The 25,760-nt window shown below is 64.7% G+C and carries 28 protein-coding genes; 17 read left to right on the forward strand and 11 right to left on the reverse strand.

Annotated elements, in window-relative coordinates:
- The first annotated feature begins 109 nt into the window (after positions 1 to 109).
- Entirely contained in the window at positions 110 to 1,858 is a 1,749-nt protein-coding gene (locus ACIQYU_RS13640) for a BCCT family transporter (RefSeq protein ID WP_207837798.1), read from the forward strand.
- Between the two features lie 66 nt (positions 1,859 to 1,924).
- On the opposite strand, the gene ACIQYU_RS13645 is transcribed toward ACIQYU_RS13640, so the two are convergent.
- On the reverse strand, positions 1,925 to 2,404 hold the full coding sequence (locus ACIQYU_RS13645) for a VOC family protein (protein WP_343583496.1): 480 nt from the start codon (positions 2,402 to 2,404) through the stop codon (positions 1,925 to 1,927).
- A gap of 204 nt (positions 2,405 to 2,608) precedes the next feature.
- Between ACIQYU_RS13645 and ACIQYU_RS13650 the strand changes: the two genes are divergently transcribed.
- Positions 2,609 to 3,259 carry a TIGR04211 family SH3 domain-containing protein gene (locus ACIQYU_RS13650; RefSeq protein ID WP_207837802.1) on the forward strand — a complete coding sequence of 217 codons (651 nt, stop codon included), beginning with the start codon at positions 2,609 to 2,611 and terminating at the stop codon, positions 3,257 to 3,259.
- A 126-nt stretch (positions 3,260 to 3,385) separates the two neighbouring features.
- On the opposite strand, the gene ACIQYU_RS13655 is transcribed toward ACIQYU_RS13650, so the two are convergent.
- On the reverse strand, positions 3,386 to 3,658 hold the full coding sequence (locus tag ACIQYU_RS13655; protein WP_207837804.1) for a hypothetical protein: 273 nt from the start codon (positions 3,656 to 3,658) through the stop codon (positions 3,386 to 3,388).
- Between the two features lie 104 nt (positions 3,659 to 3,762).
- Positions 3,763 to 4,671 (reverse strand): LysR family transcriptional regulator, encoded by a 909-nt coding sequence (locus ACIQYU_RS13660; RefSeq protein ID WP_207837806.1) that lies wholly within the window; start codon positions 4,669 to 4,671, stop codon positions 3,763 to 3,765.
- A 124-nt stretch (positions 4,672 to 4,795) separates the two neighbouring features.
- Between ACIQYU_RS13660 and ACIQYU_RS13665 the strand changes: the two genes are divergently transcribed.
- Both ACIQYU_RS13665 and ACIQYU_RS13670 read left to right on the forward strand, forming a co-directional pair.
- Positions 4,796 to 5,530: an SDR family NAD(P)-dependent oxidoreductase gene (locus ACIQYU_RS13665; RefSeq protein ID WP_207837810.1), complete on the forward strand. Its 735-nt coding sequence runs from the start codon at positions 4,796 to 4,798 to the stop codon at positions 5,528 to 5,530.
- A 16-nt stretch (positions 5,531 to 5,546) separates the two neighbouring features.
- Positions 5,547 to 5,753, forward strand: a complete 207-nt coding sequence (locus ACIQYU_RS13670) for a 4-oxalocrotonate tautomerase family protein (RefSeq protein ID WP_241105641.1) — start codon at positions 5,547 to 5,549, stop codon at positions 5,751 to 5,753.
- A 23-nt stretch (positions 5,754 to 5,776) separates the two neighbouring features.
- Here the strand turns inward: ACIQYU_RS13670 and ACIQYU_RS13675 are convergent, their stop codons facing one another.
- Positions 5,777 to 6,658 (reverse strand): LysR family transcriptional regulator, encoded by an 882-nt coding sequence (locus ACIQYU_RS13675; protein WP_343583492.1) that lies wholly within the window; start codon positions 6,656 to 6,658, stop codon positions 5,777 to 5,779.
- 108 nt (positions 6,659 to 6,766) lie between these two features.
- Between ACIQYU_RS13675 and argC the strand changes: the two genes are divergently transcribed.
- Positions 6,767 to 7,708 carry an N-acetyl-gamma-glutamyl-phosphate reductase gene (argC, locus tag ACIQYU_RS13680; protein ID WP_402800345.1) on the forward strand — a complete coding sequence of 314 codons (942 nt, stop codon included), beginning with the start codon at positions 6,767 to 6,769 and terminating at the stop codon, positions 7,706 to 7,708.
- Positions 7,709 to 7,787: 79 nt separating this feature from the next.
- Positions 7,788 to 8,474 (forward strand): GNAT family N-acetyltransferase, encoded by a 687-nt coding sequence (locus ACIQYU_RS13685; protein WP_402800346.1) that lies wholly within the window; start codon positions 7,788 to 7,790, stop codon positions 8,472 to 8,474.
- A gap of 111 nt (positions 8,475 to 8,585) precedes the next feature.
- Here the strand turns inward: ACIQYU_RS13685 and ACIQYU_RS13690 are convergent, their stop codons facing one another.
- The 5 genes from ACIQYU_RS13690 to ACIQYU_RS13710 all read right to left on the reverse strand — a co-directional run bounded on the left by ACIQYU_RS13690 (position 8,586) and on the right by ACIQYU_RS13710 (position 13,075).
- Positions 8,586 to 9,341, reverse strand: coding sequence for an ABC transporter permease (locus ACIQYU_RS13690; RefSeq protein WP_207837819.1), 756 nt, complete (start codon positions 9,339 to 9,341; stop codon positions 8,586 to 8,588).
- Positions 9,341 to 10,546, reverse strand: coding sequence for an ABC transporter substrate-binding protein (locus tag ACIQYU_RS13695; protein WP_207837821.1), 1,206 nt, complete (start codon positions 10,544 to 10,546; stop codon positions 9,341 to 9,343). Before ACIQYU_RS13695 ends, ACIQYU_RS13690 begins: the two co-directional genes overlap by 1 nt.
- The gene (locus ACIQYU_RS13700) at positions 10,533 to 11,354 is read right to left on the reverse strand and encodes an ABC transporter ATP-binding protein (protein WP_207837823.1); all 822 of its coding nucleotides are present in this window, start codon (positions 11,352 to 11,354) and stop codon (positions 10,533 to 10,535) included. Before ACIQYU_RS13700 ends, ACIQYU_RS13695 begins: the two co-directional genes overlap by 14 nt.
- Complete coding sequence (locus ACIQYU_RS13705; protein ID WP_207837825.1) at positions 11,351 to 12,415, reverse strand: acyl-CoA dehydrogenase family protein; 1,065 nt, start codon at positions 12,413 to 12,415, stop codon at positions 11,351 to 11,353. The genes ACIQYU_RS13700 and ACIQYU_RS13705 overlap by 4 nt, the downstream gene beginning before the upstream one ends.
- Before the next feature lie 99 nt (positions 12,416 to 12,514).
- Entirely contained in the window at positions 12,515 to 13,075 is a 561-nt protein-coding gene (locus tag ACIQYU_RS13710) for a carboxymuconolactone decarboxylase family protein (protein WP_046615469.1), read from the reverse strand.
- Positions 13,076 to 13,177: 102 nt separating this feature from the next.
- Here ACIQYU_RS13710 and ACIQYU_RS13715 point away from each other — a divergent pair, with 102 nt between their 5' ends.
- Positions 13,178 to 14,089: an AraC family transcriptional regulator gene (locus tag ACIQYU_RS13715; RefSeq protein WP_402800355.1), complete on the forward strand. Its 912-nt coding sequence runs from the start codon at positions 13,178 to 13,180 to the stop codon at positions 14,087 to 14,089.
- Between the two features lie 118 nt (positions 14,090 to 14,207).
- On the opposite strand, the gene ACIQYU_RS13720 is transcribed toward ACIQYU_RS13715, so the two are convergent.
- Entirely contained in the window at positions 14,208 to 14,747 is a 540-nt protein-coding gene (locus tag ACIQYU_RS13720) for an Rrf2 family transcriptional regulator (RefSeq protein WP_207838148.1), read from the reverse strand.
- 258 nt (positions 14,748 to 15,005) lie between these two features.
- Between ACIQYU_RS13720 and ACIQYU_RS13725 the strand changes: the two genes are divergently transcribed.
- Positions 15,006 to 16,208, forward strand: coding sequence for an NAD(P)/FAD-dependent oxidoreductase (locus ACIQYU_RS13725; RefSeq protein WP_207838145.1), 1,203 nt, complete (start codon positions 15,006 to 15,008; stop codon positions 16,206 to 16,208).
- Positions 16,209 to 16,367: 159 nt separating this feature from the next.
- Here the strand turns inward: ACIQYU_RS13725 and ACIQYU_RS13730 are convergent, their stop codons facing one another.
- Positions 16,368 to 17,774, reverse strand: a complete 1,407-nt coding sequence (locus ACIQYU_RS13730; protein ID WP_207838142.1) for a cytosine permease — start codon at positions 17,772 to 17,774, stop codon at positions 16,368 to 16,370.
- A gap of 317 nt (positions 17,775 to 18,091) precedes the next feature.
- On the opposite strand from ACIQYU_RS13730, the gene ACIQYU_RS13735 reads away from it, so the two are divergent.
- From ACIQYU_RS13735 to ACIQYU_RS13775, 9 genes are all read left to right on the forward strand, one after another.
- Positions 18,092 to 18,577 (forward strand): flavin reductase family protein, encoded by a 486-nt coding sequence (locus ACIQYU_RS13735; RefSeq protein ID WP_207838140.1) that lies wholly within the window; start codon positions 18,092 to 18,094, stop codon positions 18,575 to 18,577.
- Between the two features lie 75 nt (positions 18,578 to 18,652).
- On the forward strand, positions 18,653 to 19,693 hold the full coding sequence (locus tag ACIQYU_RS13740; protein WP_207838137.1) for an LLM class flavin-dependent oxidoreductase: 1,041 nt from the start codon (positions 18,653 to 18,655) through the stop codon (positions 19,691 to 19,693).
- Between the two features lie 473 nt (positions 19,694 to 20,166).
- Positions 20,167 to 20,763 carry an amino acid synthesis family protein gene (locus ACIQYU_RS13745; RefSeq protein ID WP_003258678.1) on the forward strand — a complete coding sequence of 199 codons (597 nt, stop codon included), beginning with the start codon at positions 20,167 to 20,169 and terminating at the stop codon, positions 20,761 to 20,763.
- Positions 20,764 to 20,831: 68 nt separating this feature from the next.
- The gene (locus ACIQYU_RS13750) at positions 20,832 to 21,665 is read left to right on the forward strand and encodes an alpha/beta fold hydrolase (protein WP_402800358.1); all 834 of its coding nucleotides are present in this window, start codon (positions 20,832 to 20,834) and stop codon (positions 21,663 to 21,665) included.
- A complete protein-coding gene (locus ACIQYU_RS13755) occupies positions 21,662 to 23,143 on the forward strand; it encodes an aldehyde dehydrogenase (protein WP_207838132.1) in 1,482 nt (493 codons plus the stop codon). The genes ACIQYU_RS13750 and ACIQYU_RS13755 overlap by 4 nt, the downstream gene beginning before the upstream one ends.
- A gap of 12 nt (positions 23,144 to 23,155) precedes the next feature.
- The gene (locus ACIQYU_RS13760; RefSeq protein ID WP_112252637.1) at positions 23,156 to 23,641 is read left to right on the forward strand and encodes a flavin reductase family protein; all 486 of its coding nucleotides are present in this window, start codon (positions 23,156 to 23,158) and stop codon (positions 23,639 to 23,641) included.
- Between the two features lie 142 nt (positions 23,642 to 23,783).
- Entirely contained in the window at positions 23,784 to 24,173 is a 390-nt protein-coding gene (locus ACIQYU_RS13765; protein WP_207838129.1) for a carboxymuconolactone decarboxylase family protein, read from the forward strand.
- Between the two features lie 90 nt (positions 24,174 to 24,263).
- A complete protein-coding gene (locus ACIQYU_RS13770; protein ID WP_063913667.1) occupies positions 24,264 to 25,010 on the forward strand; it encodes a GntR family transcriptional regulator in 747 nt (248 codons plus the stop codon).
- A 21-nt stretch (positions 25,011 to 25,031) separates the two neighbouring features.
- A complete protein-coding gene (locus tag ACIQYU_RS13775; RefSeq protein WP_207838127.1) occupies positions 25,032 to 25,595 on the forward strand; it encodes an NUDIX hydrolase in 564 nt (187 codons plus the stop codon).
- Positions 25,596 to 25,760 lie beyond the last annotated feature (165 nt).

Raw genomic sequence — 25,760 nt, forward strand, 5'->3', positions numbered from 1 at the left:
GGATAATCGTGCCAGCAGTCTCCCCGCCGAGGCAGTCATCGAACTCGGTAGCCCACACAAAACTACAAGCCTGTACCTGCAGGTAAGCCAGAAAGGGGCCTCATCATTCATGGCAAAGGAACACATCACCGAAACGCTCGACCTTGGCGTGACGGACCCCTCGAAAACCGCAGAAGCACGCCAGGACCGGCATTTCGAGGGCAAGCTTGACTGGATCGTCTTTGGCTTCACCAGCCTCCTGGCAATCGCTTTCGTCCTCTGGGGCTTCCTCAATCAGGCCAGCCTCGCCAGCAGCGCCTCCAGCGCGCAATCCTGGGTCATTCTCAACTTCGGCTGGTTCTTCGTACTCACCTCTACCCTGTTCGTGGTGTTCGTGCTGTGGCTGGCCGCCAGCCGATACGGCCGGGTTCCGCTGGGCCGTGATGGCGAACAGCCAGAATTCCGCACGGTGTCCTGGGTGGCGATGATGTTCAGCGCCGGCATGGGCATCGGCCTGATGTTCTTCGGCGTTGCCGAACCGCTGTCGCACTACGTGTCGCCACCGCCTGGGACGACCACTGGGCAGTCCAGCGAAGCGATGCAGGTGGCCATGGCCACCACGCTGTTCCACTGGACCCTGCACCCCTGGGCCATGTACGCCATCGTCGGCCTGGTGATTGCCTATGGCACCTTCCGCCGCGGCCGCTCGCAGTTGATTTCTGCCGCCTTTCGGCCATTGATCGGCAAGCATGCCAACGGCCCGCTCGGCCGCCTGATAGACATGATGGCGATCTTCGCCACGCTGTTCGGCTCGGCTGCCTCGCTGGGCCTCGGCGCGCTGCAGATCGCCGGTGGCCTGGAGTACAACGGCTGGATCGAAAGCCCTGGCAAGCTGTTCTACATCTCGATCATCACTTTGCTGACCATTGCCTTCGTCACCTCGGCGGTGTCGGGCATCGGCAAGGGCATCCAGTGGCTGTCCAACACCAACATGGTGCTGGCACTGGTGCTGGCAGTGTTCGTGTTTTTGGTCGGCCCGACCCTGCTGATGCTCAACCTGCTGCCAACCTCGATCGGCATCTACGCCAAGATGCTGCCGGAAATGATGGCCCGCACCAACGCCAGCGGCGGTGAGCAGATGAACAGCTGGCTGGCCGGCTGGACCGTGTTCTACTGGGCCTGGTGGATTTCCTGGACGCCGTTCGTGGGCATGTTCATCGCCCGTATCAGCCGCGGCCGCACCATCCGCCAGTTCGTCACCGGGGTGCTGCTGGTACCGAGCCTGGTCAGCCTGGTGTGGTTCACCATCTTTGGCGGCGCGAGTATCGATGCCTTGCGCGAAGGCGCCTTCCAGCTGGCCAATGGTGCGGTCAACAGCAACCACGCGCTGTACCAGCTGCTGGACAGCTACCCGCTGGCCTCGGCGACTTCAGTGCTGGTGATGGTTCTGGTGGGTATCTTCTTCGTCTCCGGTGCCGATGCGGCCTCACTGGTCATGGGCACGCTATCGGAGCACGGCACCACCACGCCATCGCGACGCACGGTGATTTTCTGGGGTGCGCTGACCGGTACGGTGGCGGCGATCATGCTGGCAATCGGCGACCCACGCGACCCTGGCGAGGCGCTGACTGGCCTGCAGAACCTGACCATCGTCGTGGCCCTGCCGTTCGTCGTGGTGATGGTGCTGCTATGCCTGGCGCTGTACCGCGACCTGCGCAAGGACCCGATGATGCTGCGCCACCTGCGCGGCAACGAGCTGATCGAGAAGGCCGTGCTGTATGGCGCGGTGAAGCATGGCGAAGAGTTCTACATCGTGGTGCAGGAGAAGAAGACTTCGACCAAGCCGGCGTCGGCAGAGGCCGAAGTGACCGGCAACTGACCTGGCAAGTTTGTGGAATCGGGGGCTGCTGCGCAGCACCCGATCAAGATGCCTTCACTGCCGTGGTCAGCCCTTCAACGCTGCCTCTATCCTGGCCACATCGATCTTGCCCATCTGCATCATGGCATCGAACGCCCGCTTGGCCGCCGCCCGGTCGGGGTGGCCGATGGCTTCGATGAGGATGCGTGGGGTGATCTGCCACGAAATCCCCCACTTGTCCTTGCACCAACCGCAAACGCTGGCCTCACCGCCGTTGCCGACAATGGCATCCCACAAGCGGTCGGTCTCGGCCTGGTCCTCGGTACTGACCTGGAACGAAAAAGCCTCGCAGTGCGTGAAGGCCTTGCCGCCATTGAGCCCCACGCAAGGAATCCCCATCACGCTGAACTCCACGGTAATCACGTCACCTTGCTTGCCGGATGGATAGTCAGCGGGCGCCTGGTGCACGGCAATCACTCTGCTGTCAGGGAAAACGCTGGCATAGAAATTCGCGGCCTCTTCGGCATCGTTGTCATACCAGAGGCAAATGGTGTTCTTGGCAGTCATGGTCTTGCTCCATGAAAGAGTGTGAGCCCTTGAGTCTAGTCCGGAGTTGCCGGTTGGAGCCTTGCAACATCCTGCAGACATTTCCGATATCAGGTAGTGAACCTGCTGACAAAAAAACGGTCTTTCGCTGACGGTCAACTCACCGACCGGTTCATCGGCCCAGTCACCGGGCCTACTTTTGTCCTGTTTCAGCGAAGACCCAACATGCCCGATTCCCGCCCAACTGCTTCCGCCCTCACTGCCCTGCGCAGCGGCCTGATCGCCGCCCTGGTGGCCCTTGCCGTACCGGTGCACGCCGAAGAGCCTGCCAGCGATGCGCGCTGGGTCAGCGACAGCCTGAGCACCTATGTGCGCAGTGGACCGACCGATGGCCACCGCATCGTCGGTACGCTCAAGTCCGGGCAGAAGCTGACCCTGATCGGCAGCCAGGGCAACTACAGCCAGGTGCGCGGGCAAAACGGCGATGTGGTGTGGATTCTCAGCAACGACCTGCAGTCGGTGCCAGGCCAGGGCGAGCGCCTGCCGCAGCTCGATGCCCAGGTCGCGGACCTGACCGGGCAATTGAAGAATATCGACGACAGCTGGAAGAACCGCGTGCAGGGCATGCAGGAAACCCTAGATTCACGCAAGAAACTGATCGACGAGCTGGAAGCGCGCAACAAGGCGCTGAATGAACAGCTCGACCAGAGCCAGTCGGAGCTGCGCGATACCCAGGCACGCCTGGGGGACGAGAACAAGCAGGTGATGATGCGCTACATGGTGTATGGCGGCAGCATTGCCGGCGCGGGCTTGCTGGCGGGGCTGATCCTGCCGTCGCTGACCCGTGGGCGCAGGAAGAACGATCGCTGGTTCTGACTGGGCCCTCCTGCACTGGCCTCTTCGCGGGCTTGCCCGCTCCCACAGGATTTCCAACAGGCCCAAGGCCTGTGCAGTACCTGTGGGAGCGGGCAAGCCCGCGAAGAGGCCAGTGCAGGACTGCAGCTACTTCCCGCGCGCCTTGTTGTAGATGGTCTTGGCCCGGTCTGCCGAGGCCTGGCACTTGGTCATGTCCCCCGCAGTCTGCCCCTCCTTGGCCTGCTTCAACAGCTCGTGGTAGTCGTGCGCCATGCCACCGTGCAGTGCCTGGCCATCGGTCCTTTGAATGTCTTCAAGCTCCTTGATCTTGGCCGCACAGTTGCTCACAGGGTCTGCGTGTGCGGCAAAACTGAGGACCGAGGCAATCACCAGCAAAGGTATGCATTTCGTGGATTTCATGGAGCGTTCTCCTGGAAAACCTGAAGGGTCGTCGAGATGACAGGCTCGACGCAGCAAACAGCATAGACGGCCATGCGCCCCGGCGCCTCGCCTCAGCCCAGGGGCTATGCCCCCTCGGCAAACAGGAAATCGATGAACACCCGCACTCGCAGCGGCATGTGCCGGGCCTGGGGGTAGATCAGCATGAATGGCCGCGAGGTCCCGCCAAACTCAGCGAGCACTTCCACCAGTTCGCCACTGGCCAGCGCGTCCTGCACGGTAAAGCGGTAAGCCTGCATCAGCCCACCGCCATGACGCACCAGCGTGGCGGTGGCGAGAAAGTCGCCCAGGCAGGTAAACCCACCCTGGGTTTCGATCTCCACCTGCTGGCCATCCTGGCGAAAGCTCCACGGCGGCCGGCGGCCACTGCTTGGCAGCTCGAACTGGATGCACTCATGTTGCAGCAGGTCGTGCGGTGTTTGTGGCGTGCCGGCACGGGCCAGATAGCCTGGTGTGGCCACCACCACCAGTTCGGCATCTTCCAGGCGGCGCGCCACCAGCCGTGAATCGGCCGGCTCGCGGCCACGAATCGCCAGGTCGAACGGTTCCTCGGCGAAGTCGACGTTGCGGTTGCTGACATGCACATCCACCTGCACCTTCGGGTAGCGCTGGCGAAACCGCGGCAGCAGCGGCAACAGCCGGTGATGGGCATAAGGCGTGGGCGCACTGATGCGCAGGCGGCCGCTCGGCTCGACCTGCCCGCCCGTGACCTGGCGCTCGGCCTCGACCAGTTGCCCCAGCGCCTGCCGGCATTGCTGGTAATAGGCCTGGCCCGCTGCGGACAGGCGCATCTGCCGGGTGGTGCGGACGAACAAACGCACGCCCAGGCGCTCTTCCAGGCGCGCCACGCTGCGGCTGACCGCCGCCGGGGTAACGCCGGCCTCCGTGGCCGCAGCAGTGAAACTGCCGCTGTCGGCGGCCAGGCAGAACAGCTCCAGGCTGCCCAGTTGCAGGTCATCGAAATGGCGGGTCATGACGGCTCGATTGATTACATGATGTATCGATTGAAATGCCCTTCGCCTCATTTTTCAAGTGCTGGTAGCAGCCTACAGTGGCTCCACATCGAGCCCATGGCTCACTTCACTGGAGATCATGCACATGAACACGCCACGCACCGTCATCATCACCGGGGCCTCCAGCGGCCTGGGTTTCGCCCTGGCCGAGGCCTTCCTCGAACGCGGCGACAACGTGGTCGGCAATGCCCGCAGCCAGGCCCGCCTGGAGCAGGCCGCCGCCCGCCTCGGCAACCCTTCGCGCTTCATCGGCGTAGCTGGCGACATCGCCGAGCCGGGCACGGCGCAGCGCCTGTTCGCCAGCGCTGAGCAAGCCTTTGGCGGGGTCGACCTGCTGATCAACAACGCCGGCATCTTCATTGCCAAGCCGTTTGCCGAGTACAGCGAAGCGGATGTCGACGCCCTGGTCGGCACCAACCTCAAGGGTTTCTTCTACCCTGCCCAGGAAGCGGCGCGGATCATGACCAGGCAAGGGCATGGTCAGATCATCGCCATCACCGCCTCCATCGCCTTGCAACCGGACACCCGCGTGCCGGCCCTGCTGCCGGTGCTGGTCAAGGGCGGCCTGAACCAGGCGGTGAAAGGCCTGGCGCTGGAACTGGCGGCCAGCGGCGTGCAAGTGAATGCGGTGGCGCCAGGGATCATCGATACGCCGCTGCATGGCGGCAATGTGCAGGGGCTGGGCGCGCTGTCACCCAGTGGCCGCACCGGCACGCCGCAGGATGTTGTGGATGCGGTGTTGTACCTGGCCGACTCACGTTTCGTCAGCGGCGTGATCCTGCCGGTGGATGGCGGTAGCACCGCTGGCACCTGGCATTAACAGAGGAGCGAGAACCATGCCCTATGTCCACATTCGCGTGACCGATGAAGGCGTGAACGCTGAGCACAAGCGCCAGCTGATCGAACAGACGACCCGCATGCTGCAGCAGGTACTGGGCAAGCCGCCGGCCAGTACCTTTGTGGTGATCGAGGAGGTACCGACCGATAACTGGGGGGTTGGCGGGGAGACCGTGACTGCGGTGCGGGCCCGTGAGCGGGGGTGATCCCTGGGGCCGCTTTGCGGCCCCTACTGCCGTAACCGCTCCAGCGCCTGCAACACATACCCTGTGGCCCGCTCCACCTGCCCTTCCCGGCAGGCAATGCCCAATTGCCGCCACAACCCTGGCCGCAGCGGCCGGCTGGCAATGCGCCGGTCCAGCTCGGCTGCCTCCCCCTCCTGCGGCAGCAACGTTGCCCCATACCCGGCCCCGACCAGGCTCTTGATCGCATCGTTGTAGTTCAGCTCGATTCGCGGCTCGGGGTACAACCCCGCCGCCGCGAACCACTCCCCGGTCACCCGCGACAACTGGGTGCTGCTGTCGTTGAGGATCAACGCCCGCTGCGCCAGCCAGGCCGGCGTAACCTTGGCCGGCGGCTGCCAGTCGGCCGGCACGTAGGCCAGGATCGGGTCACGCCGCCAGGGGGTAACCCTAAGCCCTTTGCCGGCCACCTGCGGCAAGGCCACCAGGCCGATATCCAGCGTGCCCTCGCGCAGGCGCGTCAGCGAGGCCTGGGAGGTCAGCACCTGTACCTGCACATCGATCCCCGGGTGCACCGTGCGCAGGTGCTCCAGCGCCTGCGGCAGCAGGTGGGCAATGGCACCGGTGGAAGCGCCCAGGCGCACCCGCCCGGTCAGGCCTTCGACTTGCCGGCGCACTTCGTCCAGCGCCAGGTCGGCGTCGGCCAGCAGGCGGCGGGCACGGGCCAGCAGGGTTTCGCCGATGGCCGTGGGCCGCACCTGGCCGCGGGTACGGGTGAGCAAGGGGGCGCCGATGCGCGCCTCCAGTTCGGCCACGTGCAGGCTGATGGTGGGCGGCGCCAGGCTTAGCTGGCGGGCGGCGTCGGCAAAGGAGCCCAGGTCGGAGATGACCACCAAGGTGCGCAGGCGATCGAGGCTGATTTCACGCATGGGCCAAACTCATTCAGAAAAGATGAATACATCGATCATCATATTCAAATTTTCTTTAGCAAAGCCACAGGCGAGCATAGGCCATCCCTCCCCGACCGGACTTTGACCATGCACACCCCTGTTGTCTTCATCGACGGCGACCAAGGCACCACCGGCCTGCAGATCCATGCCCGCTTGCAAGGCCGCAGCGATCTGCGCCTGCTGACCCTGGCCGAAGCCGAGCGCAAAGACCCGCAACGCCGCCGCGAGGCGATCAACAGCGCCGACATCGCCCTGCTGTGCCTGCCCGACGAGGCCGCCCGCGAGGCCGTGACGACGATCCACAACCCGCAGGTGCGGGTGATCGACGCAAGCTCCGCGCACCGCACCACCCCAGGCTGGGTCTATGGCCTGCCGGAGCTCGACGAGCAGCAAGCCGAACGCATCGCGCACAGCAAGCGCGTCAGCAACCCCGGCTGCTACCCCACCGGCGCCATCGCCCTGCTGCGCCCACTGGTCAAGGCTGGCCTGTTGCCAGCGGATTACCCGCTGAACATCCACGCCATCTCCGGCTATTCCGGTGGTGGCCGCGCCGCAGTCGAACGGCATGAGCAGCCCACCGCTGGCAAAACCCCGGCCCTGCAACTGTACGGCCTGGAACTGGCGCACAAGCACGTGCCGGAAATCCAGCAGCACGCCGGGCTGTCGGCGCGGCCGATGTTCATGCCCGGCTACGGTGCCTACCGCCAGGGCATTGTGCTGAGCATCCCGCTGCAGTTGCGCCTGCTGCCCGGCCAGGTCAGTGCCGAGCAGCTGCAGGCCTGCCTGGAGCAGCACTACCAGGGTGCCCGCCACGTCCAGCTGATGCCCCTGCACCAGCACGGCGCAGCGCCGAACCTCGACCCCGAGGCGTTGAACGACAGCAACGACCTGCGCCTGGCGCTTTACGCCAACCCGGAGCACGGCCAGGTGCTGCTGACCGCAGTGTTCGACAACCTCGGCAAAGGTGCCTCCGGCGCGGCGGTGCAAAACCTCGACCTGATGCTCGGTGCATTACAGGTACAAGGCTGATCGGCAAAACCGGTTAGACTGTACAGCCCGCGCCCGCACGGCGCGGGCTGTCTATCTACCCGCCGGAGCCTGCCCCCCGATGTTCATCCTGAGCCGCCTCGACAGCGTGCCGCCTGAATCTTTCCAGAACCAGATCCGCGAGCTGGTGATCCACCACGTCGGCGAACTGAGCAGTGTCGCCATCAGCGCCGACAACCCGCTGTACCCGCTGTACCAGTACGGCGTCGGCATGGAAGTGCACCAGTACCTGCAAGCGCTGGACGGCACCCGCGGCCTGGCCGTGGCACTGACCCTGGCGCTGGATGCCGACGCGCCGGACCAATTGCTGGGCTTTGCCCTGTCGCTGCCGGCCGAGGACGATGAACAGGCGTGCGCCCTGGCGTTCCTGGCCGTACGCGCCAGCCATCGCCGCCAGGGTATCGCCCGTGCGCTGCTGGGCGACCTGCAGGCACGCCATGCCTGCGTCGAGTTGAATGCCTTTGCCAGCCAGGTACCGTGGTTCGAGGCGATGGGCATGCAGGTGGTGGCCGCCAATGGGCCGCAGGTGCTGATGAGCAGTACCGGGCAGGCTAGTGAAGCGCTGATCGGACGGCTGGATATTGCGCCGATCTACCAGACGGCGGAAGTGATGCAGATCCATACCTACCTGCTCAACCAGCAAGGTGAGGATGCGATGATCGAAGCGGAGCAGATGCGGGATGAGCGGCTGGACGAACTGACCGCTCAGGCGCAGGAGTGTGTACGGCAGCGCAAGACCGTACATTGATCCGAGGGCCTGTTCGCGGGCTCGCCCGTTCCCACAGGGGTATCACAAGGCCAAAGGGCGGCAGGATACCTGTGGGGGCGGGCAAGCCCGCGAAGAAGCCCCTCTGGCCCTTCAGCCATGCACCCAACGCCGATGCAACCCACGCGCAAAGGCATCGAGCACAAACCCCAGCACCCCGATCAGCAGTACCATCGCCATCAGCTCGGAATACGCCAACCGGTCGCGGGTATCGAGAATGAAGTACCCCAGCCCGGCACTCACCCCGAGCATTTCGCACGGCACCAGCACGATCCACAGAATGCCGATGGCCAGGCGCACGCCGGTCAGCACATGGCCGATCACACCGGGCACGATCACCTTGCACAAGGTCTCCCGGCGCGTCGCACTCAAACTGCGGCTCAACTGCAACCAGCGCGGGTCCAGCTGCCTTACCCCGGCCGCCGTGTTCAGCAAGATCGGCCACAACGCGGCAAACGCCAGCAGGAAGTAGATAGGCTGGTCCCCCACGCCCATCAGCATCACCACCACCGGCATCCACGACAGCGGCGAGATCATGCGCAGGAACTGGAACGCCGGCGTGGTCGCCGCCTCCAGGTGCCGGTAGCTGCCCACCAGCAAACCCAGCGGCACACCAATCAGCAGCGCCAGCAGCAGCCCGACCAGGATGCGCTTGAGGCTGACCCAGATATGCCCGTAAACCTCGCCCTGCCCCAGCAACTCGACCAGGCTGGCCAGGGTCGCCGCCGGCGAAAAGCGCGCCGACAGGCCATCGGCCTGGCCGAACAGCGCAACACCGGCCCACCACAACAGCAACAACCCCAGCAACCCGGCCAGACCCAGGCCGGCATGAACGACATGCGTGCGCATCAGACCGCGAACTCCTCGCTACGCTCGAAGTTGTCGGCAATGCCGAACACCGACGGCCCGCCAACGGTAGCGATGGCGTTGCGCACGAAGCGGTCGTCGACCAGGTCGCGGGCGGTCTGCGCCGGGTCCAGGCCGGCCAGGAACGCGTGGTCACCCTCGATCAGGGTGGTTTTCAGGCGCTTGACCAGTTCTTCCGTGTAGCTGGGGAACGGGTAAGGCTGGAAATCGATGCGTTTTTCGTCCCACTGCTGGTGGCGAATGGCGCCACTGGCAATATAACCGGCACGGTCCTCGGCAGCCGGGGCCAGCACTTTGCTCAGCACTGCGGGCTCATGCGGGGTGTACTTGTTGGGGCCGGCCTTGGACAACAACGCGGCGGCCTCGGCGCGGTGGTCTCGGGTCCAGTGCTGGGCCTTGACGATGGCGTTGACCACCTTCTGCGACCACTCCGGGCGGTTGTTCAGGTCGTGCTCGTGCATGAACACCACGCAGCAGGCGTGGTTGCGCCACACATCGCCGGTAAAGCGCTGCACGCGGCCGACCTTGAGGTTCTCGGCCAGGGCGTTGAATGGCTCGGCGACGATATAGCCAGCGATGCGCTTGCTGGCCAGCGCCGGCGGCATGTCGGATGGCGGCAATACCAGCAGGTTGACTTCGTTGCCGGCCAGTGGCGCATTGGCCGGCTTCGACACCGGGGTCAGGCCGTTGTCGTTGAGCATCTGCTGCAGCACCACGTTATGGATGGAATACCAGAACGGGATGGCCACGGTCTTGCCGCCCAGCTGTTTCATGTCGCTGATGTCCGGGGCCACGGTAAGGCCGGAACCGCCCACATGGTTCCAGGCCACCACCTTGGCCGGCACCTTGCTGCCGTAGCGGGCCCACACGGTCATTGGCGACAGCAGGTGAATGACATTGACCTGGCCGGAGATGAACGCCTCGATCACCTGCGCCCAGCTGCGCAGCAGCACCGGGCGCTCGGCCTTGATGCCTTCGGCCTCGAACAGGCCGTTGTTGTGCGCCACCAGCAGCGGCGTGGCGTCGGTGATCGGCAGGTAGCCGATACGCACCGGCGCGTCCGGCTCGGTGGCGGCCCGGGCCTGCAGGCTCGACAGCAACGGCAGCGCACCGGCGGCCGTGAGCATGGCGCCAAGCTTGAGGAAATCGCGACGCGAAGAAGAGGAACAGCAGTCATCCATGCACATGGACAGCCTCCGAGGGCAACGGGGTTGGGGTGGGTTCGACTGTGCGGCTTGCCCGCCGAAGGGTTTTGAGGATTTCGATGCGCAAGGCGCCCAGTTCCTCGACCCGCTGCGTCCGTGGTTGCGGCAGGTCGATATGCCACTGGCCGAGGGTGTGCGCTGGGTGGTTGCCCAGTAGCAGGACCCGGTCGGACAGCAGTAGGGCTTCGTCGATATCGTGAGTGATCAGCACCGCCGCCGTGTTATGGGTGGCGATCAGTTGCAGCAGCAGTTGCTGCATGTCGGCCCGGGTCACTTCATCGAGCGCGCCGAACGGCTCGTCGAGCAGCAGCACTTCGGGCTGGCGGGCCAGGCAGCGGGCCAGCGCAGTGCGCTGGGCCATGCCCCCGGACAACTGCGCCGGGTACTGGCCGCGGGCATGGGCCAGGCCGACAGCGGCAATCGCGTGGTCGATGCGGGCGCGCCGTTCGGCAGCGGCCAGTTTGGGCTGGCGGGCGAAGTCCAGGCCGAAGGCGACGTTCTTCTCCAGGCTCAACCAGGGCAACAGGCTCGGGTCCTGGAAGGCCACCGCCAGACGTGGGTGCGGGCCCTGCAGCGGCTGGCCGTGCAGGGTCACGCTGCCACTGCGGGGCTGTTGCAGGCCGGCCAGCACCCGCAGCAGGCTGGACTTGCCAACCCCGCTGGGGCCGAGGATGGTCACCACTTCGCCCGGTGCCAGCTGCAGGTCGAACTGCGCCAGCACCGCCTGCCAGCCACCCTCGCGCGGGTAGCCCAGGCTGATGTCGCGGGCTTCGAGCAACACTGGGCTCATGCCGCGCCCGCCTGGCGTTGCAGTTCGGCGCGCAGTTGCACCAGGCTGGGCGTGACGATCGGCACGAAAGCCGACTCGCGCCAGCGGCGGGCAAAGCCTTCACCGTACTCGCTGAGGTAAGCTTTGCCACCACTGGCCTGCAACTCCAGCTGGACGGCGTCGGCAGCGCTTTCGGCCAGGGTGATGCGCAGCTTGAACAAGGCAGCCGGATGCTGCTGGAAGCGGCCATCGAGCAGGCCCTGCTTGAGCTCGCTCACGGTGTTTTCCAGGCGCTCGCTGAGTACCAGGCGTGCTTCGTCGAGGAACGAGGCACGGCCATGCAGGTGTGCCTGCACTTCCGCCAGCGCCCGCCGCGCCAGGCCAATGGCCATGCCGCATTGCAGCGCCAGGAACGCCGGGCGTACCCGCGGCAGGAACTCGCGGGCATTTTCGTGCAGTAACCAGCCACGCTGCAATTGCACCTGGTGGAAGGCCAGTGCCGCGGTATTGCTCGACTGCAGTCCCATCAGTTGCAGGTCGTCGGAGCGCTCCAGGCCTTGTGCGTCGGACGGAATGGCCAGCACGAACGGGGCGCCACCGCCTTCGTCTTCGATGGCCGCAGCCACCACGAAGCCGCTTTTGCGCAGGTTGGTCACCCAGTGCAGGCGACCTTCCAGGTGCCAGCCATCCTCTGCCGGGCGGCCGCGCACCTGCAGGGCTTCGATGCCGGACAGGAACTTCATGGCGTTGGACAGCCCGGTGGCGCCGGCCAGTTCGCCAGTCAGCAGGCGCGGCAGCAGGCGCTCGCGCAGAGGCTGGTTGGGGCTGTGCAACAGGTATTCGATGAAGGCGCGCTGGCCCCAGCAGACGAACGCCGCTGCCAGCGAGCGGCTGGCGATCGCGGCGATGGCCTCGACCGCGTCGGTCACCTGCCCGCCCGTGCCACCCAGGGCCGGGTCGACACCGACGCGCAGCAGCTGCGATTCGGCGATCTGCGCCAGCACCAGCTGAGGCTCGCACTGGCCCCGATCAATGGCCTCGGCATTGGCATCCAGCCAGTGTCGAAATGCACAATCTTGCATGGTCTTGCTCCTTTTGGGACGCCGGGGCCGCTTTGCGGCCCGTTCGCGGCACAAGGCCGCTCCTGCAACGACCGCATCATGGCCGCTAGCAAACTGGGTCTATGCAGATGGCTGCCAGCGGTACTTGCCCAGCTCGTCATTGAGCGGCGTCTGGGCGAACACATTAGCAAAGTTGCACAGGGTTGCGAGGCTCACGCCCAGAATCACCTCCAGCGCGTTACCTTCACTGAAGCCGGCCGCTCGGAAGGCCTGGTATGTGGCCTCGCTGACATTGCCACGGGTGGCGATCACTTCGCGGGCGAACGCGGCCAGGGTTTCATAACGGGCATCGGGCAGCTCGCCACGGGCACGCAGGGCATCGACCACCTCCTGCGGCAGCTTGGCCTTGTTCAGGGCCACGGCCGTGTGGCCGGCCACGCAGAAGTCGCAGCCATGCTGGGTGGCGGCAATCAGTTGCACCACTTCACGCTCGGCCAGGCTCAGTTCGGATTTGCCGTTGAGTGCCGAAACGGTCACGTAGGTTTCCAGTGCCGCCGGGGCATTGGCCAGCACGCCCAGCAGGTTGGGGATGAAGCCGGAGTTCTTCTGCGCGTTCTCGAGGAACGGACGGGCCGCTTCCGGGGCGCTCTGCAGCGTGTGTAAAGTAATGCGCGAGGACATGGAGTGGTCTCCTTTGATGGGTGTCACTACAGTCTGTTGGTTATAAGAACTACCCTCCATATTCATCAGTCGCCTTTCCTTGCTCTTGAGTCTTTGCATTAGATGATTTCGTCCAGCCACCTTGTCGATTGGTTATTAGAAGGCCTGGAGCTCGATGCCAGCCTGTTCCATGTAGGCCGCTACTGCGGCGGCTGGCACGCCAGCACCCAGGGCATGGGCCGGGCCAGCTTCCACCTGGTGGTGCAGGGGCATTGCTGGTTGCACATCGACGGCCAGCCCGAGGCACTGCGGCTGGAGGCCGGCGATGCGGTGTTCCTGCTGCGCGACCTCGGCTATCGCCTGGCCAGCGACCAGGACCCGGCCAGTGCCTGCGCCCAGCCGCGCCAGCGCATGCAGGCCATGGACACCGAGGCGGTCGATGGCGTGGGGCTGGTGTGTGGTTTCTTCCACTTCAAGCCGGGCTTGCCGGCGCTGATCGTCGACGGCCTGGCCGACTGGATATTGCTGCGCGCCAATGAACCGGCCGGGCATGCGGCGCGGGCGTTGTTCGAGCTGATTCTGGAGGAATGCCGGCGCACCGCCGGGCCATCGCAAGGGTTGCTGGAGCGGCTGACGCACTTGTTGTTCCTGTATGTGCTGCGCCAGCAGGTGCATGCCGGGCAATCGCTGGGCGGGCTGGTCGCCCTCGCCCGGCAACCGGCGTTTGCCGGGCTGCTGGAGCAGTTGATCGAGCAACCGGGGCAAGCGTGGACGCTGGAAAGCATGGCGGCCTGCACCGGGTTGTCGCGGTCGGCGTTTTTCAAGCGTTTCAATGAACTGGCCGGACAGTCGCCGGGGCAAGTACTGCTGGCGTTGCGCATGCGCCATGCCAGCCAGTTGCTACAGGCGGGGCATACCGTGGAGCAGGTAGGGGCGCAGGTGGGGTACCAGTCGGTGGCGGCGTTTACCCGGGCGTTTGCCAAGGCGGTGGGGGTACAGCCGGGGGCGTATCGGCGGCAGCATGAGGGGCGTTAGCCTGGACTGGCCTCTTCGCGGGTAAACCCGCTCCCACAGGTACCCCACAAGTCTCAGAGATTGTGATGCCCCTGTGGGAACGGGTTTACCCGCGAAGAGGCCGGTGCAGGCAACAGATTCACACCTGACTGACCGGAATATCCCCTGCCCCCTTACCCTCCCGCCGCTCACCCATCCAGGCATTGACCTTCTGCCCGAACTCGGCCGGCGCCTTGCGCCCGAACCGCCGCGCCAGATCAAGGATGGTCTGCTGCGCCAGGGCCTCTTCCATGCGCTTCTGCGCACCCAGCATCACCGCATGGATCGCGCAGGTGCCCTCGGTCGCCCAACCCGGTGGCGAACCCTCGAACAGGCTGCAGCGTTCGCGAACTTCGCGGCAGTCGAAGATCTTCTTCGGCCCGTCGATGGCATTGACGATATCCAGCACGCTGATTTCATCCGACGGCCGCGCCAGCCGGAAGCCACCGCGCACGCCCTCGGTGGCAGCCACCAGCCCGGCACGGGCCAGCTTGGTGAAGACCTTGGCCAGGTACTCCTGGGGCACTCCCTGCAACTCCGCCAGGTCGCGCACGCTGGACTCGCGCGAGTCGCCCCGCTCGTCCACCAGGAACAGCAGGCAATGGATACCGTATTCGACGCCAGCACTGTAGAGCGACATATCTATCTCCGACCAATCTTGTCGCAAATGATACGCCCGTAGTACCTGGGCCGCAAAGCGCGCGGCTGCCGCCGGTCGGCCTGTTCAATCCATTCAACCCAACAAATACGGCTATTCCGGCCAGGAAGCAGCGGTGCGCAGTGTCGCCCTCGTGTAAAAAAGACTTGCACCCACAAACTACGACTAATAGAGTCGTAGTTATTCGAGCGGCACACAACTCGCCCTCGAAGCCCCCTTCGAACCTTGCGGAGCACCCTCATGAAATCGAACATTCTCATCATCGGTGCCGGCTTTGCCGGTGTCTGGAGCGCCCTCAGCGCCGCACGCCTGCTCGACCAGGCCCAGCGCGCCGACGTCAGCATCAGCGTCCTCGCTCCACAGCCAGAACTGCGCATCCGCCCGCGCTTCTACGAGGCCGACGTGCACGGCATGAAGGCCCCGCTGGGCGAGCTGTTCGAAGCCGTGGGCATTCACTTCATCCCGGGCAGCGCCGACAACATCGATACCGAAGGGCGCAGTGTCAGCTACACCGACGCCCAGGGGCTCCGGCAACGGATCGCCTACGACCGCCTGATCCTCGCTGCCGGCAGCCAGGTCGCACGCCCGGCAGTGCCTGGCCTGGCCGAACATGCATTCGATGTCGACCAGATGGAGTCGGCCATGCGCCTGGAGCGCCACCTGGTCGGCCTGGCCGCCCTGCCCGCTTCGCCTGCACGCAACACCGTGGTGGTCTGCGGTGGTGGCTTCACGGGCATTGAAACCGCTACGGAAATGCCTGCCCGTCTGCGGGCCATCCTTGGTGCCAGTGCGGCGCTGCGGGTAGTGGTGGTCGATCGCGGTGCGCAGGTTGGCGCGGCGCTGGGCGCAGGTATCACGCCATCGATCGTCGCCGCCAGCGAACAGGCCGGGGTCGAGTGGCAGATCGGCGCCTCGGTAGTGGCCGTCGATGCCGGTGGCGTTACCCTGGACAACGGCGACCATATCGCCAGCAACACCGTGATCTGGACCGTTGGCGTCAAGGCGAGCCCGCTGACTGCACAGGTTTCCGGCGAACGCGACAACTTCGGCCGGTTGAAAGTGGACGGCCACCTGAAAGTGCTGGGCCAGGACCATGTGTACGCCACCGGCGACACCGCCTGGGCCGCGGTGGACGAGCTGGGCAACCACGCCCTGATGACCTGCCAGCACGCCATCCCGATGGGCCGCCACAGCGGCAACAACGCCGCGGCCGACCTGCTCGGCCTGCAGCCGCTGGTATACCGCCAGCCCAAGTACGTCACCTGCCTGGATCTGGGCGAATGGGGCGCGGCGTATAGCGAGGGTTGGGAGCGCGAACTGAAACTGCATGGCCAGGAAGGCAAAGACCTCAAGCGCCAGATCAACTCTGTGTGGATCTACCCGCCAGCAGCTGATCGCGCCCTGGCCCTGGCCGCTGCCGACCCGTCGATTGCCATCGCTTGACGCAATGGTCTCTGAACTGCCGGGCCACTTTGTGGCCCTTCGCGGGCACGCCCGCCCCCACGGCATGCGTGACGCCTGCAAGGGCAAGGCGCTACCTGTGGGAGCGGGCGCGCCCGCGAAGGGCCGCAAAGCGGCCCCAATGAGTGCAGCAGTTTTCTATCAGTCACTGACACTCACAACCCGCCCCGCCTTCCCGGCAGCCGTGCCCCGGGTCGCCAGGCAGTAATACAGCGGCACCGTCACCAGCAAGCCGAACAGCCACGACAGGTCGGCCCCTTCGACGATATTGGCATACGGCCCCACATACAGCGCCGTATTGGCAAACGGCAACTGCACCAGGATGCCGCAGGCATAGGCAATGATCGCGTGGTGGTTGAAGCGGCCATAGATGCCGCCGTCGGCACTGAAGATCGAGGCGATGTCGTACTGGCCTTTCTTGATCAGGTAGAAATCGATCAGATTGATCGACGCCCACGGCACCAGCACCAGCAGCAGCGCCAGGATCAGGCCGATGAACTGGCCGATGAAGTCCGCCGAGGCATTCAGCGCCACCATGCCGCAGCCCACCAGAATCACCGAAGCCAGCACCACCCGCACCTTGATGCTCGGCGTCCACCCGGCGACGAAGGTCTGGATCGCGGTGACGATCGACAGCACCGCGCCATACAGGTTGAGGGCGTTGTGGCTGATGATGTTGAGCAGGAACAGCACCATCAGGATCGGGCCCAGCCAGCCGGTGGCCTGCTTGACCGCATCCATCGCATCGGTGCCTTCCGGTACGCACAGCACCGCCACCGCACCAAAGCTGAAGCACAGGATGGTGCCCACGGTCGCGCCGAAGTAGGTGGCCCAGAACGGCTTGGCAATGCCCACTTCACGCGGCAGGTAGCGCGAGTAGTCGGAGGTGTACGGCGAGAAGCTGATCTGCCAGATGGTACCCAGCGACACGGTGGCGATGAAGCCCGACAGGTTGAACGCGCCACGGCTGAAGAAGTCGGCTGGCAGCTCCTGGGCGAACATCATGATGAAGCCGGCCAGCAGCGCCGACCCCATCACCCAGGTACCGATGCGATTGAGGATGTGGATGAAGCGGTAGCCGATCACGCCAATGGCGGTGGCACTCAGGGCACCGATCACGATCGCGCCCGGCATCGGCACGCTCGGGGTGATGCCATGGATGGTCTTGCCTGCCAGGACGATGTTGGAAATGAAGAAGCCGACATAGATCAGCGCGGTGAAGAACACGATCAGCAAGGCGCCGTAGCGGCCGAACTGGCCACGGCTTTGCACCATCTGCGGAATCCCCAGCTGCGGTCCCTGCGCAGAGGCAAGGGCGATGACCACGCCCCCGACCAGATGGCCCAGCACGATGGCGACCAGGCCCCACAGCAGGTTCAGGTGGAACACCTGGACCACCATGGCGCCGGTGACGATGGGCAGTGGCGCGATGTTGGTACTGAACCAGAGGGTGAACAGGTCGCGCGCCTTCCCGTGGCGCTCGGCAGGTGGAACGTAATCGACCGTGTGATTCTCGACAAACTGGTGTTGCGACGACGGTTGGGACATAGGATTCAGCTCGAAAGGTCGTTTTTATCTTTGTAAGGAAACCGCATCTAGGCGGCCTCTCAGCTGCAGACCATATTATGGTATTCCAAACTTTTGACAACACTGATCCGCTGGAAAAAACGCCAACTGATCCGCTTGCGCAATCCCTGCAGCAAACCGCCTCGCCGCTCAAGCCCACGGTATACGTGGCTTTGAGCCGTTCATCGTGAAACCCCTGGGCGTGAAAATTCCGCTTGCAAAATAGGTATTACGGTATACCATCAGACACATCAACGATAAAAACCGCGGACCACCGCAGCCCTTCAGAGGTACACCAGATGATCGACGCAACCGTCTACAAGCACGTCCTGGGCTCCTTCCCGTCCGGCGTTACCGTCATCACCACCCTGGACGACGACGGCTCGGTCGTCGGCCTGACCGCCAGCGCCTTCTCCTCCCTGTCGATGGACCCGCCGCTGGTGTTGTTCTGCCCCAACTACACCTCCGACTCCTACCCCGTGCTGATCAAGCAGAAGCGCTTCGCCATTCACCTGCTGTCCGGTGAACAGCAGGCCGAGGCCTATGCCTTCGCCAGGAAGGGCAAGGACAAGGCCAGCGGCATCGAGTGGTCCCTGAGCGAACTGGGCAACCCGATCCTGGCCGGTGCCACCGCTGTCATCGAATGCGAATTGTGGCGCGAATATGAAGGTGGCGACCACGCCATCATGGTCGGCAAGGTGCACAACCTGATCGTCCCTGAGGAGGCGCCACGGCCGATGGTGTACTGCCGCGGCAGGATGGCCAGCCTGCCGGCCTTTGCCTGAAGCCTGTTCTGAATCGAGACCGCTGGTGCCAACCCTGCCAGGCGCCAGCCCCTTTCAAGCGTTGAGGAAAGCCCCATGAAATTTTCGTTGTTCGTGCACATGGAACGTTGGGATGAACAGGTCAGCCACCGCCAGCTGTTCGAAGACCTGACCGAACTGACCCTGATGGCCGAGAACGGCGGTTTCAGCACCGTGTGGATTGGCGAACACCACGCCATGGAATACACCATTTCGCCAAGCCCGATGCCGCTGCTGGCCTACCTGGCTGCGCGCACCGACAAGATCCGCCTGGGCGCTGGCACCATCATCGCGCCGTTCTGGAACCCGATCCGCGTGGCCGGCGAATGCGCCTTGCTCGACGTGATCAGCAAGGGCCGCATGGAAGTGGGCCTGGCCCGTGGCGCTTACCAGTTCGAATTCGACCGCATGGCAGGTGGCATGCCGGCCACCGACGGCGGCAAGGCCCTGCGCGAAATGGTGCCGGTGGTGCGCAAGCTGTGGGAAGGCGACTACGCCCATGACGGCGAAGTGTACAAGTTCCCCACCTCCACCAGCGTGCCGAAACCTTACAACGCCGTACCGCCGATGTGGATCGCCGCCCGCGACCCGGACTCGCACAACTTCGCCGTGGCCAACGGCTGCAACGTCATGGTCACCCCGTTGATGAAGGGTGACGAGGAAGTGCTGGACCTGAAGAACAAGTTCCAGGCCGCCCTGGACAACAACCCGGGCGTGCCGCGCCCGCAACTGATGGTGCTGCGCCACACCCACGTGCACAGCCCGGCCGAGCCGGAAGGCTGGAAAGTCGGCGCCCAGGCCATCTCGCGCTTCTACCGCACCTTCGATGCCTGGTTCGGCAACAAGACCACCCCAGTCAACGGCTTCCTCGAGCCAAGCCCGGAGTCGAAGTTCGCCGAAGTGCCGGCGTTCGAGCTGGAGAACATCCGCAAGAACACCATGATCGGCACCCCGGAAGAAATCATCGCGCGTATCAAGTACTACCAGGCGCTCGGCGTCGACGAGTTCAGTTTCTGGTGCGACAACAGCCTGCCCCACGCCGAGAAGAAGAAATCGCTGGAGCTGTTCATCAAGGAAGTGGTGCCGGCGTTCGCCTGAATTCCCATTGCCTGAAACATTGCGGGACGCGCCCGCTCACGTGGGCCTCTGAGGCCTGCGTGAGCGGGCTTTTTTTGGGATGTACGCCTTCGGATTTTTGGTGTCGTTGAGATCGAGCGCCGCCCGCGCGGCGCATCGCGAGCGAAGCTCGCTCCTACATTTGTTGCAACGTGACCATGCCTGTGAGGCCATGGTTGTCAGCCTTGTTTGCAAGGCTCAAGCCATGCGTCAAAGCAGGCAACGATGGCGTAACAGGTTCGGCACGTTGCAACAAATGTAGGAGCGAGCTTCGCTCGCGATGCGCCGCGCGGGAGGCGCTCGATCTTTCACACACCACAAAACCCGCGGCATACCCAACGCGCGCCCCACCTTTCGTCCCCTCGCAAGAGAAATTTCCAGCCACCTCTTGCACAACAAATATTATGGTATACCATCAGACAACAAGATCTGATAACCCTCACCAGGAGCCACCCATGAGTTTCGAAATCCGCAAGATCGTCACCTACTCCGAAGAGACCCGCATCGAAGGCGGCAAGGCCACCGACAAGCCGGTGACCATGGTCGGCCTGGCCGTGGTGATCAAGAACCCATGGGCCGGTCGCGGTTTCGTTGAGGATCTGAAGCCGGAAATCCGCGCCAACTGCTCGGACCTGGGTGCCCTGATGGTCGAGCGCCTGACAGCTGCCATCGGCGGCGCCGACAAGATCGAAGCCTACGGCAAGGCCGCAGTCGTCGGCGCCGACGGCGAAATCGAACACGCCTCGGCGGTGATCCACACCCTGCGCTTCGGCAACCACTACCGCGAAGCGGTACAGGCCAAGAGCTACCTGAGCTTCACCAACAAGCGCGGTGGCCCGGGCACCTCGATCCAGATCCCGATGATGCAGAAGGACGACGAAGGCCTGCGTTCGCACTACATCACCCTGGAAATGCAGATCGAAGACGCCCCGCGCGCCGATGAAATCGTCGTGGTCCTGGGCGCCTCCGACGGCGGCCGCCTGCACCCGCGCATCGGCAACCGCTACATCGACCTGGAAGAACTGGCTGCCGAAAAAGCCAACGCTCAATAACAACAACCAAGACGGGCCGGGGCGTGGCGTGCTTACCCGCCGCGCCCGACCTTCAAGGAGCGCCCTCCATGATTCAGCCTGTCGCTGAACGCACCCCCGCCGGCACCAGCTACCTGTCCGTCGGCCAGGGCCAACCCGTGGTACTGATACACGGCGTGGGCCTGAACAAGGAAATGTGGGGCGGTCAGTTCGTTGGCCTGGCCAACGACTACCGTGTCATCGCCTACGACATGCTTGGCCACGGCCAGAGCGCGCTGCCGCCCGCCGACATCGGCCTGGAAGGCTATGCCGCACAGCTCGCCGAACTGCTCGACCACCTGCAGATCGCCCAAGCCACCGTGATCGGCTTCTCCATGGGCGGCCTGGTCGCCCGGGCGTTCGCCCTCAACTACCCGCAGCGCCTGGCTGCACTGGTAGTGCTCAACAGCGTGTTCAACCGCACCCCCGAGCAGAGTGCCGGCGTTATCGCCCGCGCCGCCCAGGCTGCGCAGTTGGGCCCCGACGCCAACGTCGACGCCGCGCTCGACCGCTGGTTCAGCCGTGAATACAAGGCTGCCAACCCGGCGCAGGTCGCCGCCATTCGCCAGGTGCTGGCGAGCAACGACCCGCAGGGCTACCACACCACCTATTCGCTGTTCGCCACCCAGGACATGTACCGCGCCGCCGACCTGGGCGGCATCCAGGTGCCGACGCTGATCGCCACCGGCGAGCTCGACTCGGGCTCCACCCCGGCCATGACCCGCCAGCTCGCCGCCAGCATTCCTGGCGCGCACAGCGTGGTCCTTGCCGAGCAACGGCATATGATGCCGGTGGAAGCACCGCGTGAAGTCAACAAGATGCTGCTGGACTTCCTCGCGCAAGCCCGCACCCTCACCGAATCCGCCAAGGGGATTGTTGCATGACCCTCGTTCGTTTCCAGATGTGCATCGACGGCCAATGGCGCGATGCCCAGAGCGGCAAGACCTTCGACAGCCTCAACCCGGCCACCGCCCAGGCCTGGGCGCAACTGCCCGACGCCGACGAAGCCGATGTGGAACTGGCCGTGCAGGCCGCCCAGCGTGCCTTCGACAGCAAGGAATGGCGCAGCATCACCGCCACCGCGCGCGGCAAACTGCTGCGTCGCCTGGGTGACCTGATTGCCGAAAACAAGGAACACCTGGCCCAGCTGGAAAGCCGTGACAACGGCAAGCTGATCCGTGAAACCCGCGGCCAGGTCGGCTACCTGCCGGAGTTCTTCCATTACACGGCGGGCCTTGCCGACAAGCTTGAAGGCGGCACCCTGCCGCTGGACAAGCCCGACCTGTTCGCCTACACCGTGCACGAGCCGATCGGCGTGGTGGCCGGGATCATCCCGTGGAACAGCCCGTTGTACCTCACCGCAATCAAGCTGGCCCCGGCCCTGGCCGCCGGCAACACCATCGTGCTCAAGCCGTCCGAGCACGCCTCGGCGACCATCCTCGAACTGGCCCGCCTGGCCCTCGAGGCCGGCTTCCCGGCCGGTGTGGTCAACGTGGTCACCGGCTACGGCCCCAGCACCGGCGCGGCGCTCACCCGTCACCCGCTGGTGCGCAAGATCGCCTTCACCGGCGGCGCCGCCACCGCCCGTCACGTGGTACGCAGCAGCGCCGAGAACTTCGCCAAGCTGTCACTGGAGCTGGGTGGCAAGTCGCCGAACATCATTTTCGCCGACGCCGACCTGGACAGCGCCATCAACGGCGCCGTGGCCGGCATCTATGCCGCCTCCGGGCAAAGCTGCGTGGCCGGCTCGCGCCTGTTGGTGCAGGACGAGATCTTCGACGTGTTCGTCGAGCGCCTGATCGCCCGCGCCAAGCGCATCCGCATCGGCAACCCGCAGGACGACGCCAGCGAAATGGGCCCTATGGCCACCGCGCAACAGCTGGCCGTGGTCGAAGGCCTGGTGGCCGCGGCCAAGGCCGAAGGCGCCAAGCTGCACATGGGCGGCAAGCGTGCCGAGGTCGAGGGTGACGGTTGGTTCTACGAGCCGACCCTGTTCGAGTGCGACAGCAACTCGATGACCATCATGCAGGAAGAGGTGTTCGGCCCGGTTGCCGCGGTAATCCGCTTCAAGACCGAGGAAGAGGCCCTGGCCATCGCCAACGACTCGCAGTTCGGCCTGGCCGCCGGCATCTGGACCCGCGACCTGGGCCGCGCCCACCGCCTGGCCCGCGACGTGCGTTCGGGGATCATCTGGGTCAACACCTACCGCGCCGTGTCGGCCATGGCGCCGATCGGTGGCTTCAAGAACAGCGGCTACGGCCGTGAAAGCGGCATCGATTCGGTGCTGGCCTATACCGAGCTGAAGACGGTGTGGATCAACCTGTCCACCGCGCCTATGCCCGATCCCTTTGTCATGCGCTAGGAGATTGCGCCCATGATCGAACCAGGCATCTACAAAGACGTGATGGGCTCCTTCCCGTCCGGCGTCACGGTGGTCACCACCCTCGACGCCGACGGTGGCATCGTCGGCATCACCGCCAGCGCGTTCAGCGCGCTGTCGATCGACCCGGCGCTGGTGCTGTTCTGCCCCAACTACGCCTCCGACACCTACCCGATCCTGCGTGACAGCAAGCAGTTCGCGATTCACCTGCTGTCCGCCGACCAGACCGCCGAGGCCTATGCCTTCGCCGGCAAGGGCAAGGACAAGGCCAACGGCATCGACTGGCACCTGAGCGAGCTGGGCAACCCGCTGCTGGCCAAGGCCACGGCGATCATCGAGTGCGAACTGTGGCGCGAGTACGACGGCGGTGACCACGCGATCATCGTCGGTGCGGTGAAGAACCTGGTGCTGCCGGCCGAGCCGGTGACCCCGATGGTCTACCACAAGGGCAAGCTGGGCGCCCTGCCCCCGCTGGGCTGATAGACCTCATTGGCTTCTTCGCGGGCTCGCCCGCTCCCACAGGGATCGCATAGGTGCTGAAACCTGTGCAGTACCTGTGGGAGCGGGCAAGCCCGCGAAGAACCCGACACCGATGACCCTGTTTCATTCCGGAGTACTGCACATGAGCAATGAAAAGTACGAAAAAGGCCTGCAGATCCGTACCCAGGTGCTGGGCGAGGACTACGTCAACCGCTCGATCCAGAACGCCGACGACTTCACCAGGCCGTTGCAGGAACTGGTCACCGAATACTGCTGGGGCCACGTCTGGGGCCGCGAAGGCTTGTCGCTCAAAGAGCGCAGCATGATAAACTTGGCCATGATTTCCGCGCTCAACCGGCCCCACGAGCTCAAGCTGCACATTCGCGGCGCCTTGCGTAATGGCCTGAGCCGTGAACAGATTCGCGAGATCCTGCTCCAGGTCGGCATTTATTGCGGCGTGCCCGCGGCGGTGGACAGCTTCCGCCTGGCCCGCGAAGCGTTCGCTGAAGCCGATGCGGAGCCAACCCGTTAACACCGGGCTGTTCGAACCCACGCAAGGAGCACCCCAGGTTCGTGGTGCTCTTGCGGTTGCGGCCGGGCAGCCTCTTTAAGAGCGCACTTGATGAAACGCCAGCCACTCGACGACAGCTTCAAGGTCAACCGCAACCCCGTTACCCTGCGCGAAATCGTGCTCGACAAGCTGCGCGCCGCGATCATGAACTTCCACCTGCTGCCAGGCGACCGCCTGGTCGAGCGCGACCTCTGCGACCGCCTCGGCGTCAGCCGCACCTCGGTGCGTGAAGCCCTGCGCCATCTGGAATCCGAAGGTCTGGTGGAATTCGCCGACGCCAAGGGCCCGCGCGTGGCCATCATCACCCTGGAAGACGCCCGCGACATCTACGAGCTGCGCTGCGTGCTCGAAGGCCTGATCGTGCAACTGTTCACCCTCAACGCCAAGGCCAAGGACATCCGTGCCCTGGAGCGTGCGCTGGAGGTTAACCGCGAAGCCCTCGAAGAAGGCGAGCTGCAACAGGTGCTGGATTCGGTACAAGGTTTCTACGATGTGCTGCTGGAAGGCTCCGGCAACCAGGTGGCGGCCCAGCAGCTGCGCCAGTTGCAGGCGCGCATCAGCTACCTGCGCGCCACCTCGGTGTCGCAGGAGAACCGCCGCGGCGCCAGCAACCGCGAAATGGAAAAGATCGTCGAGGCGATCAAGAGCGGCGACCCGCTGGTGGCCCACCAGGCCTCGGTCGACCACGTCCGTGCCGCCGCCAAGGTGGCCCTGGACTACCTGCGCCAGAAGCAGGATGACAACGTCAAGGTGCGCGACATGGTCGAGCCCCTGGCCCTGAAGGATCCACGCATATAAGCCACCCATAGGCCACTGATCATGCCCACCGCCCCGCGCTACTGCCCGCACTGCACCAAGGAACTGGCCCGGGGCGTTCCCACAGGCGACACCCACGAACGCCTGCACTGCAACGGCTGCGGCTATATCCACTACGTCAACCCGAAGATCATCGCCGGCTGCATCATCGAGCGTGATGGCAAGTACCTGCTTTGCCAGCGCGCCATCCCGCCGCGCCCCGGCACCTGGACCTTGCCGGCCGGGTTCATGGAGGCCGGCGAGACCACCGAGCAGGCGGCCCTGCGCGAGGTCTGGGAAGAAAGCGGCGTACGCGCCGAAATCGTCTCGCCGTACTCGATCTTCAGCGTGCCGAAGATCAGCGAGGTGTACATCATCTTCCGCGCCATCGCCACCGAGGAAACCGGGCAGTACGGGGCGGAAACGCTGACATACAGGTTCTTCGAGCCGGACGAGATCCCGTGGGACGAAATCTATTACCCGGCCATCCGGCAAATTCTCGAGCGCTACATCCTCGAGCGGCAGGCCGGGGTGTATGGCATCTACATGGGCAATGACGACACCGGCAAGGTGCACTTCATTCGCTAGCCTGTACCGGCCTCTTCGCGGGCCTGCCCGCTCCCACATGTACGGCGCAAAGCTTGAGCAATGTGCTATCCCTGAACTGCGCCCCTGATGTTGGACAAAAATCCAACCTCAGGGGCGTTTCACATGAGCAAGCACACCAGACAGTTCAAGCTTTCCGCCATCCAG

The sequence above is a fragment of the Pseudomonas sp. NPDC096925 genome, from assembly GCF_044762545.1.
Lineage (GTDB): Bacteria > Pseudomonadota > Gammaproteobacteria > Pseudomonadales > Pseudomonadaceae > Aquipseudomonas.

Bases quoted from the DNA above. Each gene is read 5' to 3' on its own strand.
- ACIQYU_RS13640 (WP_207837798.1), top strand. From the start codon at position 110: ATGGCAAAGGAACACATCACCGAAACGCTCGACCTTGGCGTGACGGAC.
- ACIQYU_RS13645 (WP_343583496.1), bottom strand. From the start codon at position 2,404: ATGACTGCCAAGAACACCATTTGCCTCTGGTATGACAACGATGCCGAA.
- ACIQYU_RS13650 (WP_207837802.1), top strand. From the start codon at position 2,609: ATGCCCGATTCCCGCCCAACTGCTTCCGCCCTCACTGCCCTGCGCAGC.
- ACIQYU_RS13655 (WP_207837804.1), bottom strand. From the start codon at position 3,658: ATGAAATCCACGAAATGCATACCTTTGCTGGTGATTGCCTCGGTCCTC.
- ACIQYU_RS13660 (WP_207837806.1), bottom strand. From the start codon at position 4,671: ATGACCCGCCATTTCGATGACCTGCAACTGGGCAGCCTGGAGCTGTTC.
- ACIQYU_RS13665 (WP_207837810.1), top strand. From the start codon at position 4,796: ATGAACACGCCACGCACCGTCATCATCACCGGGGCCTCCAGCGGCCTG.
- ACIQYU_RS13670 (WP_241105641.1), top strand. From the start codon at position 5,547: ATGCCCTATGTCCACATTCGCGTGACCGATGAAGGCGTGAACGCTGAG.
- ACIQYU_RS13675 (WP_343583492.1), bottom strand. From the start codon at position 6,658: ATGCGTGAAATCAGCCTCGATCGCCTGCGCACCTTGGTGGTCATCTCC.
- argC (WP_402800345.1), top strand. From the start codon at position 6,767: ATGCACACCCCTGTTGTCTTCATCGACGGCGACCAAGGCACCACCGGC.
- ACIQYU_RS13685 (WP_402800346.1), top strand. From the start codon at position 7,788: ATGTTCATCCTGAGCCGCCTCGACAGCGTGCCGCCTGAATCTTTCCAG.
- ACIQYU_RS13690 (WP_207837819.1), bottom strand. From the start codon at position 9,341: ATGCGCACGCATGTCGTTCATGCCGGCCTGGGTCTGGCCGGGTTGCTG.
- ACIQYU_RS13695 (WP_207837821.1), bottom strand. From the start codon at position 10,546: ATGTGCATGGATGACTGCTGTTCCTCTTCTTCGCGTCGCGATTTCCTC.
- ACIQYU_RS13700 (WP_207837823.1), bottom strand. From the start codon at position 11,354: ATGAGCCCAGTGTTGCTCGAAGCCCGCGACATCAGCCTGGGCTACCCG.
- ACIQYU_RS13705 (WP_207837825.1), bottom strand. From the start codon at position 12,415: ATGCAAGATTGTGCATTTCGACACTGGCTGGATGCCAATGCCGAGGCC.
- ACIQYU_RS13710 (WP_046615469.1), bottom strand. From the start codon at position 13,075: ATGTCCTCGCGCATTACTTTACACACGCTGCAGAGCGCCCCGGAAGCG.
- ACIQYU_RS13715 (WP_402800355.1), top strand. From the start codon at position 13,178: ATGATTTCGTCCAGCCACCTTGTCGATTGGTTATTAGAAGGCCTGGAG.
- ACIQYU_RS13720 (WP_207838148.1), bottom strand. From the start codon at position 14,747: ATGTCGCTCTACAGTGCTGGCGTCGAATACGGTATCCATTGCCTGCTG.
- ACIQYU_RS13725 (WP_207838145.1), top strand. From the start codon at position 15,006: ATGAAATCGAACATTCTCATCATCGGTGCCGGCTTTGCCGGTGTCTGG.
- ACIQYU_RS13730 (WP_207838142.1), bottom strand. From the start codon at position 17,774: ATGTCCCAACCGTCGTCGCAACACCAGTTTGTCGAGAATCACACGGTC.
- ACIQYU_RS13735 (WP_207838140.1), top strand. From the start codon at position 18,092: ATGATCGACGCAACCGTCTACAAGCACGTCCTGGGCTCCTTCCCGTCC.
- ACIQYU_RS13740 (WP_207838137.1), top strand. From the start codon at position 18,653: ATGAAATTTTCGTTGTTCGTGCACATGGAACGTTGGGATGAACAGGTC.
- ACIQYU_RS13745 (WP_003258678.1), top strand. From the start codon at position 20,167: ATGAGTTTCGAAATCCGCAAGATCGTCACCTACTCCGAAGAGACCCGC.
- ACIQYU_RS13750 (WP_402800358.1), top strand. From the start codon at position 20,832: ATGATTCAGCCTGTCGCTGAACGCACCCCCGCCGGCACCAGCTACCTG.
- ACIQYU_RS13755 (WP_207838132.1), top strand. From the start codon at position 21,662: ATGACCCTCGTTCGTTTCCAGATGTGCATCGACGGCCAATGGCGCGAT.
- ACIQYU_RS13760 (WP_112252637.1), top strand. From the start codon at position 23,156: ATGATCGAACCAGGCATCTACAAAGACGTGATGGGCTCCTTCCCGTCC.
- ACIQYU_RS13765 (WP_207838129.1), top strand. From the start codon at position 23,784: ATGAGCAATGAAAAGTACGAAAAAGGCCTGCAGATCCGTACCCAGGTG.
- ACIQYU_RS13770 (WP_063913667.1), top strand. From the start codon at position 24,264: ATGAAACGCCAGCCACTCGACGACAGCTTCAAGGTCAACCGCAACCCC.
- ACIQYU_RS13775 (WP_207838127.1), top strand. From the start codon at position 25,032: ATGCCCACCGCCCCGCGCTACTGCCCGCACTGCACCAAGGAACTGGCC.